Here is a 16,648-nt window from a genome sequence, read left to right as displayed (position 1 = left end):
TCCACTATAGATATCGGTTTAGATCAGACCCAGTTCCTTGCCAACCTTCTCAAAAGTTGACAACACCTGGTCCAATTGTTCATCGGTGTGGGTAGCCATATAGCTGGTACGCAATAACTGGCGGCCTTGTGAGACGGCCGGTGAGATCACCGGATTCACGAAGACGCCTTCTTCAAAGAGCCGTTTCCAGGTCATAAAGGTCAGAGCATCGTCACCAATGATGATTGGGATAACCGGGGTAACTGAATCGCCGGTATCAAACCCAAGCTTCTTATATTCCTCACGCATATAAGCGCCAATCTGGTTGACACGTTCAATACGCTCCGGTTCTTCCTTCATAACTTCCAACGCGGCCAGAGCGGCTGCGGCATTGGCTGCCGGGATACTGGCGCTGAAGATCAGGCTGCGGGCTTTATGTTTGATGTAATCCACCACATCCGCTTCACCAGCAATGAACCCGCCCAAAGAAGCAAATGACTTGCTGAATGTGGACATAATCAGGTCCACACCTTCGGTCATACCGAAATGCGCCGCAGTGCCGCGGCCCCCACCCAAAACGCCCATCGCATGGGCATCATCCACCATCAGGCGGACGCCATATTTCTCACAAAGCGGGATGATTTCCGGCAAAGGAGCGATATCACCTTCCATGCTAAAAAGGCCATCCACGACCAGCAGTTTTCCTCGATCTTCAGGCAGGCTTGCCATCACCCGTTCAAGATGGTCAATGTCATTATGGCGATAACGTTCGATCTTGCCACTGCTCAACCAGGCCCCATCCACGATGCTGGCATGGTCTTCCTTATCCAAAATCACAAAATCACCGCGGCCGACCACAGCGCTGATCGTTCCCAGGTTAACCTGCATCCCGGTGGAAAAGACCAGGGCTGCTTCCTTCCCCACCCATTCAGCCAGTTCAGCTTCGAGGTTTTCGTGCAGTGACATGTTCCCATTGAGGAAACGGGATCCGGTGCAGCTGGTGCCATAACGCTGGATGGCATCAATGCCTGCTTGGCGAACCTTGGGATGCGTGGTGAGTCCCAAGTAGTTGTTCGAGCCACACATGATCACGCGTTGGTCATTAAAAATGACCTCAGTCCCTTCATTCTCATCGAGTGGAATGAAATACGGGTAAATTCCAGTTTTTTTAGCATCCTTCACAGTCGAAAAGGAAAAGCATTTTTCAAATAGATCCATAATTTCGTCCTTAAATATTTATTGAATAACACCGCTCATTATACATGAGGTTGCCATTCCCGAAAAATGATAATACCAACAATGTCTATACTATTAACCACTTTCCATACTGTCAGTTGCGTTGGAATCATGAAATCACTATAATTAACTTCAAAAATCATTAATCCTCCAGGAGGACCCTATGAAGAAGATAAGTTTGTTCAGTTTTGTTCTGATAACCATACTCATCCTGTCCGGTTGTAACTTCCCCGGCCAAAGCGCTGAACCAACAGTTGATATCGTCGGCACCCAGGTGGCACGCATGCTGACCGAAGGCGCAACGGAAGAAGTAGCCCCGAGTGAGACCCCCGAACCAGTGACGGAAGAAACCGAAGCCCCCACCGAATTCACACCAACAGTTACTGTGACGCCCACCGAAACCCAGAGCCCCAGCGACCCGACAGTGACCTATGGCTCCCCTGCCTGGACACAGGATTTCAGTGGTTCTACCAGCGCCTGGGACTTTGATTACACGCAAGCGACCTTCCAGACCTCTGGCGGCTACCTCACCCTGACAGCTAAAGCCAATGCCAACTGGCATTCTTGGTATGTTTCCAGCCCCAAACTCAAGAACGCCTATATCGAAACAACCATCCAGATGTCTAGCTGCTCAGGGGCAGATCACTTCGGTTTGGCATTCCGGGCCAGCTCTGACGGTCAGCAGTTCTATTTCCTGGGCATCACCTGTGATGGTCAATGGGGCGTCTTCCGAATGGCCCCCGGCGTAAATATCATGCAGATCAAAGGTTATCAAACTGCCACCCAACTGAGTGATGGCACCAATAATCCTCATCGGGTGGGCGTTTTGATGGATGGCTCCAGCTTCACCTTCTACATTGACGGCGAAGAGGTGGGCACAGCCAGCGACTCAACCCTCTCGAATGAAGGCTATACCGGTTTCATCATCGCCTTCGTCAACAACCCGGGGTTCACAGTAAAGGTGGATGAACTGAAATATTGGAATATCCCCTAAGCCACCTGAATATCCGTTATAATTTCAAAAAATAAAAAGACCTCGTTTGAGGTCTTTTTATTCAAAACGATAATGGCTTTAGTTTTTAGAAGAGCAGGTTCAGGCATTATATGAAAATCATACAGATCAAACAAAATGACCACAAATATCGTCGGGCCTTTATTCAATTCCCCTTTGATCTCTATCGCGATACCCCCCACTGGGTACCGCCCATGCGGATGGAAATGCGCAAGATCTTCCGCCCGGATTATGCCTTTTACCAATATGGAGAGGCTGCTTTCCTCCTGGCGCTGGGTGATGACGGACAGGTCCTGGGACGGCTCGCAGTGGCAAACAATCACCGCTACAACGATTTCCATAAAACCAAAACCGCCTTCTTCTACTACTTTGAATGTATCAATGACCAATCCGTAGCAGATGCCCTCTTTGAGCGCGGCTTTGATTGGGCCAGGCAGCAAGGCCTCGACCATGTCCTCGGCCCAAAAGGGCTGACCGTTCTGGACGGTTTCGGTATGTTGGTTAAAGGCTTTGAACACCAACCTGCCTTTGGGCAGCCTTTTAACCTGTATTATTATCCCGGCCTGATCGAAGCCCTCGGTTTCACCAAGGTCAAGGACATCTACACCGGTCGCTTGGATCGTAACCTGGAATGGCCGGAAAAGTTCACCCGCGCCGCCAACCTGGTCGCCCAAAAGGTCGGCTTCACTGCCCCGGAACTCCACACCAAAAAAGACGTCCGCAAGGTGATCGAGGATTTCCAGATGCTCTATAACGAATCCCTGGCAGGCCCGGCGGGCAACCCACCCCTCACCGATGAAGACATGGCCAATATGGTCTCCCAGCTGCTTTGGATCGCCGACCCGCGCCTGGTGAAGATCATCTATAAGGATGAGCAGCCCGTCGGATGGATCCTGGGCTATCCGGATATCGGCAGGGCTCTGCAAAGATGCAAAGGCCGGTTGTTACCCTTTGGCTGGCTGCAGATCCTGCGGGAGAGCAAACGTTCTAAATGGATTGACTTTAACGGCATCGGGATCATCGAAAAATATCAACGCCTGGGTGGGACGGCCATCCTCTATTATGAGATTTATAAGAGCGTGATGAAAGATGACCGCTATGAACACGGGGAGATGATTCAAATGCGGGAAGAAAATATCAATATCCAATTGGAAGCTGCCAATTTGGACATTGATTTCTACAAGACTCATCGGCAGTATGAGAAGGATCTATAACTAGAGTCTCTGGTATAACGCTCAATTCTCCAATCCAAGCCTTAACCCCCATCGAATCAAGATGAATTTCTTGATTTTCATCTGATTCCATATTATTATACTGGTATGACCACTTACCAGTCCGACTCACCTAATACCCAAAACTGGAAACCCATCAAAAAACCCGCTGAACTCGTCGAATCCCGCCTGATCGAAGCTATTCTGGACGGCACCTTTCCCGCCAACAGCCACCTCCCCGCCGAAAGGGAACTGGCGGAATCGCTGGGCGTTACCCGGCCCACGCTGCGGGAAGCGCTCCAACGGCTGACCCGCGACGGCTGGGTTGAGATCCATCACGGCAAACCGACTCGGGTGCGCGATTATCTCACCGAAGGTAATCTCGGCGTGCTCAATGCCCTGGCGGAACATCCTGATTTCTCACCGGACAACTTCGTGCCCAACCTGCTCACTGCCAGGCTGGCGATGGCACCCCTCTACACTCTCCTTGCGGTGGAAAACGCCCCCAATGAATTGTTGGCCTTTCTGGAACGCCGTGTCGCACTGGACGACTCCCCGCGGGAATTCGCTGATTTTGACTGGTCGTTGCACCATACCCTCACCATTCTCAGTGGTAATCCGATCTTCGTCTTGATCCTCAACGGCTTCAAGGACCTCTATCTGAATCTTGCCCCGGTATATTTTAATATTCCGGATGCCCGTCAGACCTCCCGCTATTTCTATGATGAGCTTGCCAAGGCAACGCAAGCCCATGACTCTGAGCGGGCAAAATCTCTCACCGAATCAATAATGCGTGACAGCCTGCGCTTTTGGCAGCAGGCCCACTTTGATTAATCTCACTTTATCCCGGAGGAAACCATGAAAAGGATCCAGGGTTGGGGTAATATCGAAACCGACTACCCCGTACCAGAACCAGCCAAGCAGTACCTTACCGGCGCCGTGGGGCAGCCCCTCAAGTTGCAAAACGCCACCATCGAATCCCTCATCCAAAAAGTGCCCGCTTCCCAATTGCCAGATAATCCCCTGATCACCACAGACGCCGAAGAGCGCCTTAGCCATTCACGCGGCCAATCCCTCAATGATTGGATCGATATGTGCGATGGCCTGGTGGACACCTTTCCCGATGGCGTGGCCTATCCCACATCAGATTCCGAGGTGCGAGAGCTGATCTCCTTTGCCAAACAGCACAAGATCAACCTGGTGCCTTATGGCGGCGGTTCAAGCGTCGTCGGGCACCTGACCCCTCCCGGTGAAGGCCTCCCCACCCTGAGCGTGGATATGGCGAAGATGAACCAGCTGCTGAACCTCAACGAGATCAACCATGAGGCCACCTTTGCTGCCGGTGTCAGCGGCCCAGACCTGGAAAAACAACTCGGGACCCACGGCTATGTCCTGGGCCACTTCCCCCAATCATGGGAATACTCCACCCTGGGCGGCTGGGTCGTCACTCGCTCTGTTGGGCAACAATCCATCCATTACGGTCGGATCGAACCCCTGTTCGTCACCGGCCACATGGAGACCCCCAGTGGTCCGCTAGACTTCCCCCACGTTCCCAAGAGTGCGGCCGGTCCCGATCTGCGTCACCTCGCGATGGGTTCAGAAGCCCGGCTGGGTATCCTCACCCAGGCCACAGTCCGTATCCGCCGCCTCCCCCAGCAGGAACACTTTTATTCCGCTTTCTTCCCGGATTTTGAAACGGGCGTCAAAGCCATGCGGCAGATCGCCCAGGCGGAACTGCCCCTCTCAATGCTGCGGCTGAGTGACCCTTACGAGACTGAGACCACCTTCCAGCTTTCGGGTGCAGAAAAACTGATTAAGGTTGCCAAAGCCGGCTTGAACCTCGTTGGCCAACGGGACCAGCGCTGTATGCTGATCTACGGGCTGACAGGCAACCCTGCTGAGAATCGTCTTGCCGACATCAAACTTTCCCATATGGTCCGTGCCAATAAGGGCCTGATGGTCAAGTTCTATCTGGGTAAAGAATGGATCAAGAAACGCTTCCTATCCCCCTACCTGCGTAACACACTCTGGGACCTGGGCTATGCCCTTGATACCCTAGAGACGGCGCTGCCCTGGGACCGCCTGCAGAAGGGCCGCAAGGAAATCCTCAAAGCCATCCGGACCGGCTTGGAGGATCAAAATGAGATCGTCCTCGTCTTCAGTCATGTCTCCCATGTTTACACCAACGGCGGTTCGATGTATGTGACCTATCTCTATCGCCGCTCACAGGACCCGGAAGAAACCCTCGCTCGCTGGCGGACCCTGAAGACCGCAGCCAGTGAGGCCATTGTCGCCAATGGCGGGACGATCTCCCACCAGCACGGGGTGGGCCTGGATCACAAACCCTACCTACCGCAGGAAAAAGGCCCGTTGGGGATCCACCTCATTCGGGAAACCATCAAAGACGTGGACCCGGATCAAGTGATGAACCGGGGCAAACTACTGGACCTGGACTGAAACGAAAAGGAGGGACTATGCTCAATAAAAAATGGCGTGAAAAAACCTGGTCGGCATTGGACCAGCTCTGGGATGTAATCGTCATCGGCGGCGGGATCACTGGCGCGGGTATCTTCAACATGGCTGCCCAAAAAGGGCTCAAAGTTGCCCTGGTCGAAGCCCGTGATTTCGCTTTTGGCACTTCCAGCCGTTCCTCCAAACTGATCCACGGCGGAATCCGGTATCTTAAAAATAGACAATTCGATGTAGTTAGGGAATCGGTACGCGAACGTGAACGCCTGATCCGTGAATCGGATGGTTTGGTAGACCCTCTGGCATTCATCTTCCCGGCCTATGAACACAACATACAGGAAGCCCACCTGATGCGGTTGGGCGTGATCGCCTATGACCTAATGGCACCCAAATGGCAGCATGACTTCCTCAAACAGGAAGAAGTTGTTAAGTCCGTCCCTGCAATCAACCAGAAAGCACTTGTCGGTGGTGTGGAATATTATGACTCTCGGCTGGATGACAGCCAGCTGGTCATGCGGGTGATCTCGGACGGGATTCGCTTTGGGGGTTTGGCACTCAACTACGCCAAGGTAACTGGGCTCTGCAAATCCAGAAGCGGCCGGGTGGAAGGTGTGGTCGTGGAAGACCAAAGCGGCACCCTTACCCCTGCCACCCGCGAACTGCGGGGCAATGTGGTCATCAACGCGACCGGTCCCTGGTCGGATGAAATCCGCCAATCGGTCAGCGGCGAGCCCAAACTGCGCCGTCTGCGTGGCAGCCACCTGATCTTCTCTCGTGAAAAACTGCCCATTGAATCCGCCGTGACAATGCTGCACCCACGGGACAACCGGGCCCTGTTTGCCATCCCCTGGGAAGGGCGAACGATGATTGGCACCACTGACCTGGATGATCCCACCACGGAAGATGAGGCCCGGATTAACCCTTTGGAATATGAATATCTGATGGAAGCCGTACAATACGCTTTCCCCGATTTCACTGTCACCGATGCTGACCTAATTTCCACTTTTGCTGGTCTGCGGCCTGTGATCAACACCAACGCTCCAACCCCTTCCAAGGAATCACGGGCACACCAGGTTTGGGAAGAAGATGGCCTGGTGACCGTCTCTGGCGGCAAGCTGACCATCTTCCGCGTGATGGCAGCTGATGTATTGAACTTCTGCCGGGATCACTTACCCGGAGAGCCAAAATTCGACCACCAGGCCCCATGTTTCATCCATCCCGAACCGGAAACCACCCCAAAAGCCAGCGAAACTGCCTGGCAAATGATGGCCGGTCGCCTGGGTGAAGATGTCACCCCCTTCTTTGAAAGCGCATTACCTGACGAGCTCCAATCCATTGACCCCATGCCGCAATTCTGGGCCGAAATGGCCTGGGCCGCCAGCAATGAAGCTGTGGTGCATTTGGATGACCTGCTCCTGCGTCGGGTTCGGGTGGGTTTATTGCTGCCGAAGGGTGGCCTGGGTGAAATCAACCATATCAGAGCCCTGATCCAGCAACCTTTGGGCTGGTCCGATGAAACCTGGCAGGCGGAAGTTGTTCGATACCAAAGACTCTGGCAAAAAAGCTACCATCTGCCGCATTAATCATCCTCAGCTTTCATAATCCGTGATATAAAGGGAAAGCAATCACTCAATCAATTCATTCGGGAGGGACTAATGGCAGGTGAACAGATCCTTGCTATTGATAACGGCACCCAGAGCGTTCGGGCACTAATTTTTGATCTAAAGGGAAATCTGATCGCCAAAAAGCGCGTCCCGATTGAACCCTACTACTCCATCAAACCCGGTTGGGCGGAACAAGACCCGGATGTCTTCTGGAAAGCCGTTTGTGATGCCTGCCAGGGACTGTGGCAGATGGAAGGGGTCCATAAAGATGCCATTGCCGGGGTGGGCTTGACCACTCAACGCTCCACTGTAATCAACTTGGATGTTGAGAACAAACCGCTGCGCCCGGCCATTGTCTGGCTGGACCAGCGCCGCGTGGAAGATATGCCGCCGGTTGGGGGCCTTTGGGGGCTGCTGTTCAATATATCCGGGATGCAACCCACCGTACATTATCTCCAGGCCGAAGCGGAAGCCAACTGGATCAAAACCCGCCAGCCGGAAATCTGGAAGCAAACCAAGAAATTTGTCTTTCTCTCGGGCTACCTGACCTATAAGCTAATCGGGCAGGTTATCGATTCCGTCGGCTGCCAGGTGGGCTACATGCCCTTCAACTACAAGAAACAAGATTGGGCTGGTCGCTCAGATTGGAAATGGGACGCCGTATTGGTCGATCGCGAGATGCTGCCGGACCTGGTCCCACCGACCGGTCTCCTGGGCACGATCAGCAAAGAAGCCTCAGAAGCCACCGGCATCCCCGAAGGGCTGCCTCTGATCGCCACTGCCGCTGACAAGGCCACTGAAGTGATCGGCGCGGGTTGTTTGGACCCGCATATCGGCTGCCTGAGTTATGGCACCACCGCCACCATCAACACTACCCATCGCAAGTACATTGAAGTTATCCCATTGATCCCCCCCTATCCCTCGGCTGTCCCAGGCGCGTATTCCATGGAAGTGCAAATATATCGGGGTTTCTGGATGGTCAGCTGGTTCAAGGATGAGTTCGGCCAGGTAGAAAAACGCAAAGCCGAAGAACTGGGCATTGAGGCTGAGGAGTTATTCGATGAATTACTCCAAACCGTACCGGCAGGTGCGGATGGCTTGATCCTGCAGCCCTATTGGTCTCCAGGCCTGAAGATTCCCGGACCAGAGGCCAAGGGTGCCGTGATCGGCTTTGGTGATGTTCACAGCCGGGCCCATTTCTATCGCGCCATCATTGAAGGCTTGGCTTATGCCCTGCGGGAAGGGGCCGAACGCACTGAGAAACGCTCACACATCCCCATCACCTCCCTGCGGGTGGCCGGCGGCGGCAGTCAAAGCCCCGGTGCGATGCAGATCACGGCCGACATCTTTGGGCTGCCCGTCTCTCGCCCGCATGTCTATGAGGCCTCCGGGCTGGGCGCAGCCATGGATGTCGCCGTTGGTTTAAAGCTCCTCCCGGATTTCGAGACCGCTGTAGATGAGATGACTCATCTTGGCGAAACCTTTGAACCGAACCCTGAATGCCATCTGATGTATTCCGAACTTTATGAGCGGGTTTATAAGCAGATGTATAAACAGCTCAAGCCGCTCTATCATGAAATCGGTCAAATCCTTCAACGCCGGCAGCCAGGGCTGAAATAGTCTGCAGAACCCGGTCATTTGACAATGCGAAAGTACCTGATTTTCTCCATTATGGTTATCCTTTTGACGACCAGTTTACTTTTCGCTTGCCAGGCCGCAACAACAAGCCCTGCAACCGACACGGCCACCACTGAACCCGCCATAACTGCCACGGATACACCGCAGGAAACAAGTGTACCAACCGGATTGTCTACGACTTCCCCATCGTCAACACCACTCAATTCCCTATCCAATAACAAAATCACGCAATATCACTTTAATGCTGCTCTGAGTTTTGAAGAAGATCAATTGGCCGTTGGTCAGGCAATTGACTACACGAATACAACTGGGAACATTCTCAAGGAAATTCCTCTGGTCATTCCCCCAAAACAGGTGGACGGCGTTTTCGACTTGATATTCTTATTCACTAGTCAAACCGTTGAAACCCCACAAACCCATTTTGACGGTGCTGCCCTATGGGTCACATTTCCCGAACCTCTTGAACCAAGTGAATCCGTCGAATTGCTGTTAACGTATAACTTGTGGATCCCCGAAGGGCGGAGCTTACTAGGAAAGACTGATCGGCAACTCATTCTGACAGATTGGTACCCTTTCATCCCACCTTACCTTCAAACAAGTGGCTGGTTGATCAATGAACCGAGTAATATTGGCGAATATTTGGTATATCCTCTGGCAGATTACTGGGTGAATCTGAGCGTTTTTGGATCTACGGATATCGCAGCGAGTATACAACCCACAATCGAAGATGACTCCTCGTTCTCCGTCCATAAAGCCGAGAATGTCCGCAACGTGACCTTTGCCTTCAGCCCAGAGTATCTTGAATATACCCGGGATACAGAGGATGTCACCATCAAGGCCTATGTTTTCCCCGAACATGCGGAACTGGGCCAGCGGGCCGCTGACCTGGCAGCCGATGCCTGGGCTTTTTATGAAAACCTGTATGGCGATAATCCCCGAGAATATATGGCGATCATAGAAGCGGATCTCGAAGATGGTATGGAATATGACGGCGCGTTTCTTCTCAGTCAGGATTATTTCGCCTCTGCAGATGAGACCCCGCAGAATTACTTCGAACTGCTGATCGTGCACGAAACTGCCCACCAATGGTTCTATGCCCAGATCGCTAACGATCAGGCCAATGAGCCCTGGCTGGATGAGGCCTTGGCCACCTACAGCGAATTGCTTTACCTCGAAAAAACCTATCCGGAACTGGTGGATTGGTGGTGGAATTACCGGGTCTATGCTTACCAACCCATGGGATGGGTTGATAGCACCATCTATGGACACGCGGGATTTCGCCCCTATGTCAACGCAGTCTATCTGCGCGGGGTTCAGTTTCTGAATGACCTGCGCCAGCGGATTGGTGATGACGCCTTTTTTGCCATTCTGCGGGACTATGCCACACCGGATGCCATGGACACATTTCGCTCTTCAGTCGATTTCTTTAGCCTGGTTGCCGCCTATTCCTCAGAGGACGTTAGCAGCCTGCTCGAACGCTACTTCCGTAACACCCAACCCTGATGAGGTTATAATTATTGGGTTGATAAGACTTTTTCATCCCACTACAACGGGAGCTGACCTTGAAAGAATTTACCCTTCCTTACAACCATTCGCAATTAACCGTCCACTTGCCGGATTCTTATCAGGTGGATTTCCTTCTCCCTGAGCCGCTGGATACACTCCCGGACGCCGACACGGTGTTTACCAAAGCCTTATCCACTCCAGTCGGCATCGTCCAACCCCTTCAATCAAATCCAAACCTGAAGGTCGGGATTGCCATCAATGACAAAACCCGCCCGGTCTCCCATCCGCATCCCGTCACCTATCTGCTTACCTATCTAGATTCGTTAGGTTTCGTCCCTGAACAGATCGCTCTCTTCCTGGGCTCCGGCACGCATAAGCCAATGCCGGTGGAAGAATTGCCGCTGATCCTGGACGAGGAGACCATCGCAAAATATACCATTTTCGCCCATGATTGTGACCTTTCTCCAATGGCCCAGCTGGGTACGACTCATTACGGTACGCCCATCTCAATCAATCAGGATTATGTCGATTGTGACCTCAAGTTTACCGTGGGGAATATCGAGCCCCATCACTTCATGGGCTATTCCGGCGGAGTCAAGACCGCTGCGATTGGTTTAGCCAGTCGGGAGACAATCAATGTCAACCATGCCATGCTGACCCAAGACCTGACCCGATCAGGACTCTACAGCGTCAACCCCATGCGGCAGGACATTGAGGAAATCGGCCGGAAAATCGGCATTCATTTTGCCCTGGGAACCATCCTGAACGAGGATAAGCAAGTCCTGAAGGCGTTCTTTGGTGAACCAAGGGCCGTGATGCAGGCCGCTATCCCCACCGTTCGCAAGATGTTCACCCTGCCTGTCCAGGAGCCCTACGACCTTGTCTTTGCCTCCCCCGGCGGTTACCCCAAAGACATCAACCTCTATCAGGCCCAAAAAGGCCTGACCCATGCAGCCCGGATCACCCGGGATAACGGCACCGTGATCCTGCTGGCTGGCTGTGAAGAGGGGTCCGGCAGCCCGTCCTACGAAACTTATATCACCCAGATGGCCTCCCATCAGGACGTGATCGACCAGTTCAAGGATGGCCTCTTCAAGGTGGGCCCGCACAAAGCCTACCAGATCGCCAGAGATGCCCAACGAGTCACTGTGATCCTGATTTCAGAAATTCCCCCTGAGTCCGTTCGGGAATGGAAGCTCACACCCAGCCAACCCGACAAATTGGACGCCCTGTTGGAGTGGCTCACCACCCAATTACCCACCGATACAAGGGTTGCCATCCTTCCCGCGGCCACCCGCACCATGACGGAGATCCAACATGCTTGATAACGGCTATATGCGCAACGACCATCTGGATGGAGAAGATTTCCATTTCCAGGGCAATGACACCGGCATCCTCCTTCTCCACGGATTTACAGCTACCACAACGGAAGTTCGACTGATCGGTGACAAACTGCATCAGGCAGGCTATACCGTCGCCGCGCCGCTTCTGCCCGGTCACGGCACAGATCCCGATGATCTCAATCATGCGACCTGGCAGATGTGGCTGGAAAAGGTCAAGAATTTCTACGAAATGCTCACCCGTGAATGCAGTCAGGTGTTCGTGGTTGCTGAATCAATGGGCACCCTATTGGCGCTTGAGTTAGCCGTTCAGCACCCCGAAATCAAAGGGCTGCTGTTATTCGCCCCGGCGATTAAAGTCCATAAGCTGTGGCTGTCCCGTTTCGTAGCGCCATTCATGAAATACCTTACCAAAAACAGCGAGGACGACGGCCTCCCTTGGAAGGGTTACAACGTCTATCCTGTGCGGGCTTCCGTTCAAATGCTCAAACTTCAAAAACAGGCCCGTACACACCTGGCCGATGTGACGCCACCCACCTTGCTCTTCACAGGCGAATATGACAACACCCTGACTGATGACGCTGCTGAGATTGTCCTTGAGGGATTAGGCTCGAAAGAGAAAGGTCTCATCCACATGGCGGATTCCCCCCACTGCATCCTTCTGGATGGCGAGTTGGATCAGGCTTTTCAGGATATCGACCAGTTCATCAATGATCACTCATAAAAATGGATTCTAGGCAGTTGACCAGGGGAAAATCCCCTCCCAAGATGGGTCAGTCCGATTGACACCAAGTTCAGTTCTTGGTACACTAGGAAACTCGGGAACAATTTATCCATTTGCAAACCTCACATGCGTGTTGTAACGGACTGCACGATGCGTCGTCATCGAGCATACCTATATATTGTTAGGTCCAAGGGACCTGGATTAACCATTAACCTGGTTTTTTTGACTTGATTTGTATTGGAGATGTATTATCGTGTCGAAAAATAATTACTATAATCTTGATTTGAGCAAGACCATCTCAAAAAACCGCATGTTGGGACTTTGGCGGATGATGAAGGGCTATCGCTGGCTCTATTTAGGTGCAACGGCCACTTTGGCAGTCGCAACCATCGCCCGCACGAACGTCTACCTGGTGCTGCAGAAATTTATTGATAATGTCGTCGTTGCCGGGAATTATGGCCGGGAACTTCTGATCATTATCCTGAGTTTCTTTGGATTGGCTTTGTTGCAAGGGGTATTCTCCTTCCTTTCAGGCTGGATGGCTTCAAAAACCGCCGAAAGCATCACCCGCAGGCTCAGGAATTACCTCTTTGACCATCTGCAACGGCTGCCCTATGCTTACCATGCTGAATCCAAAACTGGTGACCTGATATCCCGATCTACCTCTGACGTGGATGCCATCAATCGCTTCTATAGCGAACAGGCGATTGGGATTGGGCGCATCCTGTTGATGTTCGTGGTGAACTTCGTTGCCCTGATGGAACTCAACCAGAAATTAGCGCTGATCTCTGTGGTCGCCATCCCGGTCATCATTGGGACATCGATCTTCTTCTTCAGCAAGGTCTCCAAGGCTTACGAGAAATATCAGGAGCAGGAAGCCACCCTCAGCAGCCGGCTACAGGAAAATCTGACTGGCATCCGGGTTGTGAAAGCCTTCGCCCGGCAGGGTTATGAGAGCTACAAGTTCGACCGCGAGAATTGGGAGAAGTTCCGTCTGGGCAAGAAATTGCTCTCGATCCATTCCCTCTTCTGGCCGGTATCGGACCTGATCTGCGGTGCACAGATGCTGACGTCATTCTTCGTGGGCGCGATCATGGCCGTGAATGGTGAGATCACCGTCGGCACCTATATCGCCTTCGCCTCTCTGGTCATCTGGATCATCTGGCCAATGCGTGGTTTAGGCCGTCTGATCGTGCAGACCTCAACAGGCCTTGTGTCCTATAAGCGTGTCGCGCACATTTTGGAACAAACCCGTGAATCACTCACGGAGGGAAGTTATGAACCCGAAGCTGACGTGAAGGGTGAGATCGTCTTTGATCATGTCAGTTTTGAATATGAAACCGATAACCCGGTGCTCAAGGACATCAGTTTCACCTGTCAGTCTGGGAACGTGATTGCCCTCCTGGGGTCCACCGGCTCAGGCAAGACTTCCCTGGTCAACCTGCTGCCCCGCTTCTATGACCCCACCAGCGGTGTGATCACCCTGGATGGCGTGAACCTGACCGATTATCCGCGCAAGTTTCTCCGCTCACAGATCGGGATCGTTGAACAGGAACCCTTCCTCTTCTCCCGCTCGATCAAGGAGAACATCACCTATGGCGTTCATCGTAAGGTCTCGGATGAAGAGGTCATTCAGGCGGCGAAATTTGCTGCCATCCATGATGTCATTGAAGAATTTCCGAACGGCTATGAAACTCTTGTTGGCGAGCGTGGTGTAACGCTTTCCGGTGGGCAGAAGCAGCGCGTGGCGATCGCCCGGGCGCTTCTCAAGAATCCCCGCATCCTGATCCTGGATGACTCCACCTCCAGTGTGGATACGGAAACCGAAGCTCACATCCGCTCCGCCCTGGAGCACCTGATGGAAGATCGCACAACCTTCATCATTGCCCATCGGATCCAGTCCGTGATGGATGCCGACCTGATCCTGGTCTTTGATAAAGGTGAGATCGTCCAACACGGCACCCATGACCAACTTATGGAAGAAATTGGAATCTACCGGGATATTTATGATATCCAAACCCGGATAGAAGTTGAATTAGAAAAGGATATTGCCAGTGTCAACCTATAACGAACTCGAAGAAAAGGAATATGGCAAACTGACCGGCCAGGTTTTCAAACGCCTGGTCCAGGTTCTCAAACCGCACTGGAAGTGGGTTCTGGGTTTCCTGCTCTGCATTGCAGTCGTCTCTGTCATTGACGCCTTCACAACATATCTAAGTAAAAGCCTGATTGACAACGGTATCATAGCCGGTGATAGACAGGCTGTCGTCCGCACCATTCTGATTTATGCCGTTATGGTCATTTTTCAGGCTGCCTGCGCTTTTGGTTTCATCTACCTGGTTGGGATCCTAGCTGAACGCGTCCGCTATGACCTGCGCAAGAGCATGTTCAATCACCTGCAGGAACTCTCCCTGTCCTATTTCAGCCAGACTCCAGTAGGCTGGATCATGTCCCGCCTCGGTTCGGATACTGAAAGGCTCGCTGACCTGCTTACCTGGGGCATTCTAGATATGACCTGGGCCATCATCAATATCACCACGGCAGCCGTATTCATGTTCATCATCAACGCCAAGCTCGCCACCATCGTGGTTGTGATGCTGCCCTTGCTGGTCGTGATTGCTTTCCGGTTCCGAAAGGTCATCCTGAAGCACTACCGCGAATCCCGCAAGATGAACTCCAAGATCACCGGCGCTTTCAATGAATCCATCACCGGTGTCAGGGTCATCAAAGCCCTTGGCCGTGAGGAATCCAACCTGGAAGAATTTGGCGAGCTCTCCAAGGGGATGTACAATGCCAGCTTCAAGGCCGCCTGGCTTTCAGCCCTGTTCCTGCCCACCGTGCAGGTCATCAGTGCTATGGGCCTGGGGATCGTCCTTTGGCAAAGCGGTATGCAGGTGCAGATCGGCAGCATGACCATTGGTGGTATTCAGGCGTTTGTCTCCTATATCACCTTCATCATGTGGCCCATTCAGGATATGGCTCGGGTTTATGCCCAGATGCAGAATGCCGTTGCTTCCGCGGAACGTATTTTTAGCCTGATTGATACCGAACCGGAAGTCAAAGACATCCCCCGGACCGTTGATACCGAGACAATTCAGGGCGACATCCGCTTTGAGGATGTCCACTTCCACTATGAGGAAAATGATCCCGTCATCAAGGGCCTGGATTTTCATGTGCGGCACGGTGAAATGGTCGCGCTGGTCGGCCCAACCGGTGGCGGCAAGACCACCATCGTCAACCTGCTCTGTCGGTTCTATGAACCCAAGAAGGGCAAGATTTACCTGAACGACATCGACTACAAGGAAATGAAGTTGCTGGATATCCAATCCCGGATTGGTATGGTGCTGCAGACGCCTCACCTCTTCAGCGGGTCCATCCAAGACAATATCCGCTATGGCAAGCTGAACGCCACGGAAGAGGAGATTCTTGAAGCGGCAAAATTGGCCGGTGCGCATGACTTCATCATGTCATTTGAACACGGCTACAACCAGGATGTGGGTGAAGGTGGTAACCTGCTCTCTGTCGGGCAGAAACAGCTCATCAGTATCGCCCGCGCCATCCTCGCCAAACCTGAACTTTTCATCATGGATGAAGCCACCAGTTCAGTGGATACCCTGACCGAAGCCCTGATCCAGCGTGGTATGGATCAATTGATGAAAGATCGAACCAGCTTCGTGATCGCCCATAGGCTCTCAACCATTAAAAGGGCTGATAAGATCATCGTGATCGAAGATGGTCAGATCATGGAGATGGGCACGCATAGTGAATTGATCAAGCTCAAAGGCAAGTACTACAATCTCTACACCAAGCAGTTCCGCCACGAGCTTGAAGCCCAATATGATTATTTCAAAGAGTCGGAGCCCGTTGAGGCAAGCTGATCCACCTTAAATTTTAATTTGCAGCCTCCCCAATCATCTGCTATCATGGGG

Annotated in this window: 12 protein-coding genes; 11 read left to right on the top strand and 1 reads right to left on the bottom strand. The window is 52.6% G+C overall.

Translation table 11 applies throughout. The features are described from left to right. Positions 1–18: 18 nt before the first annotated feature. Complete coding sequence (locus JR338_01680) at positions 19–1,197, bottom strand: pyridoxal phosphate-dependent aminotransferase family protein (GenBank protein QRN83489.1); 1,179 nt, start codon at positions 1,195–1,197, stop codon at positions 19–21. A gap of 181 nt (positions 1,198–1,378) precedes the next feature. On the opposite strand from JR338_01680, the gene JR338_01675 reads away from it, so the two are divergent. From JR338_01675 to JR338_01625, 11 genes are all read left to right on the top strand, one after another. Then, positions 1,379–2,209, top strand: a complete 831-nt coding sequence (locus JR338_01675; protein ID QRN83488.1) for a hypothetical protein — start codon at positions 1,379–1,381, stop codon at positions 2,207–2,209. Between the two features lie 110 nt (positions 2,210–2,319). After that, on the top strand, positions 2,320–3,441 hold the full coding sequence (locus JR338_01670; GenBank protein ID QRN83487.1) for a hypothetical protein: 1,122 nt from the start codon (positions 2,320–2,322) through the stop codon (positions 3,439–3,441). A gap of 105 nt (positions 3,442–3,546) precedes the next feature. Continuing rightward, the gene (gene fadR, locus JR338_01665; protein ID QRN83486.1) at positions 3,547–4,272 is read left to right on the top strand and encodes a fatty acid metabolism transcriptional regulator FadR; all 726 of its coding nucleotides are present in this window, start codon (positions 3,547–3,549) and stop codon (positions 4,270–4,272) included. A 24-nt stretch (positions 4,273–4,296) separates the two neighbouring features. Next, positions 4,297–5,895 (top strand): FAD-binding oxidoreductase, encoded by a 1,599-nt coding sequence (locus tag JR338_01660; GenBank protein ID QRN83485.1) that lies wholly within the window; start codon positions 4,297–4,299, stop codon positions 5,893–5,895. A 17-nt stretch (positions 5,896–5,912) separates the two neighbouring features. Continuing rightward, positions 5,913–7,490 carry a glycerol-3-phosphate dehydrogenase/oxidase gene (locus JR338_01655; protein QRN83484.1) on the top strand — a complete coding sequence of 526 codons (1,578 nt, stop codon included), beginning with the start codon at positions 5,913–5,915 and terminating at the stop codon, positions 7,488–7,490. A 72-nt stretch (positions 7,491–7,562) separates the two neighbouring features. Next, entirely contained in the window at positions 7,563–9,131 is a 1,569-nt protein-coding gene (locus JR338_01650; protein QRN83483.1) for an FGGY-family carbohydrate kinase, read from the top strand. An 18-nt stretch (positions 9,132–9,149) separates the two neighbouring features. After that, on the top strand, positions 9,150–10,652 hold the full coding sequence (locus tag JR338_01645) for a hypothetical protein (protein QRN83482.1): 1,503 nt from the start codon (positions 9,150–9,152) through the stop codon (positions 10,650–10,652). 59 nt (positions 10,653–10,711) lie between these two features. Further along, on the top strand, positions 10,712–11,980 hold the full coding sequence (gene larA, locus JR338_01640; GenBank protein ID QRN83481.1) for a nickel-dependent lactate racemase: 1,269 nt from the start codon (positions 10,712–10,714) through the stop codon (positions 11,978–11,980). Further along, positions 11,973–12,719, top strand: a complete 747-nt coding sequence (locus JR338_01635) for an alpha/beta fold hydrolase (protein ID QRN83480.1) — start codon at positions 11,973–11,975, stop codon at positions 12,717–12,719. The genes larA and JR338_01635 overlap by 8 nt, the downstream gene beginning before the upstream one ends. Positions 12,720–13,029: 310 nt before the next feature. Next, entirely contained in the window at positions 13,030–14,787 is a 1,758-nt protein-coding gene (locus JR338_01630) for an ABC transporter ATP-binding protein (protein ID QRN84330.1), read from the top strand. Beyond that, entirely contained in the window at positions 14,774–16,597 is a 1,824-nt protein-coding gene (locus JR338_01625) for an ABC transporter ATP-binding protein (protein ID QRN83479.1), read from the top strand. The genes JR338_01630 and JR338_01625 overlap by 14 nt, the downstream gene beginning before the upstream one ends. Positions 16,598–16,648 lie beyond the last annotated feature (51 nt).

This window comes from Chloroflexota bacterium, from assembly GCA_016887485.1.
In the GTDB taxonomy this organism is placed as follows: domain Bacteria; phylum Chloroflexota; class Anaerolineae; order Anaerolineales; family Anaerolineaceae; genus Brevifilum.
This window is presented reverse-complemented; position numbering and strand designations above follow the sequence as displayed.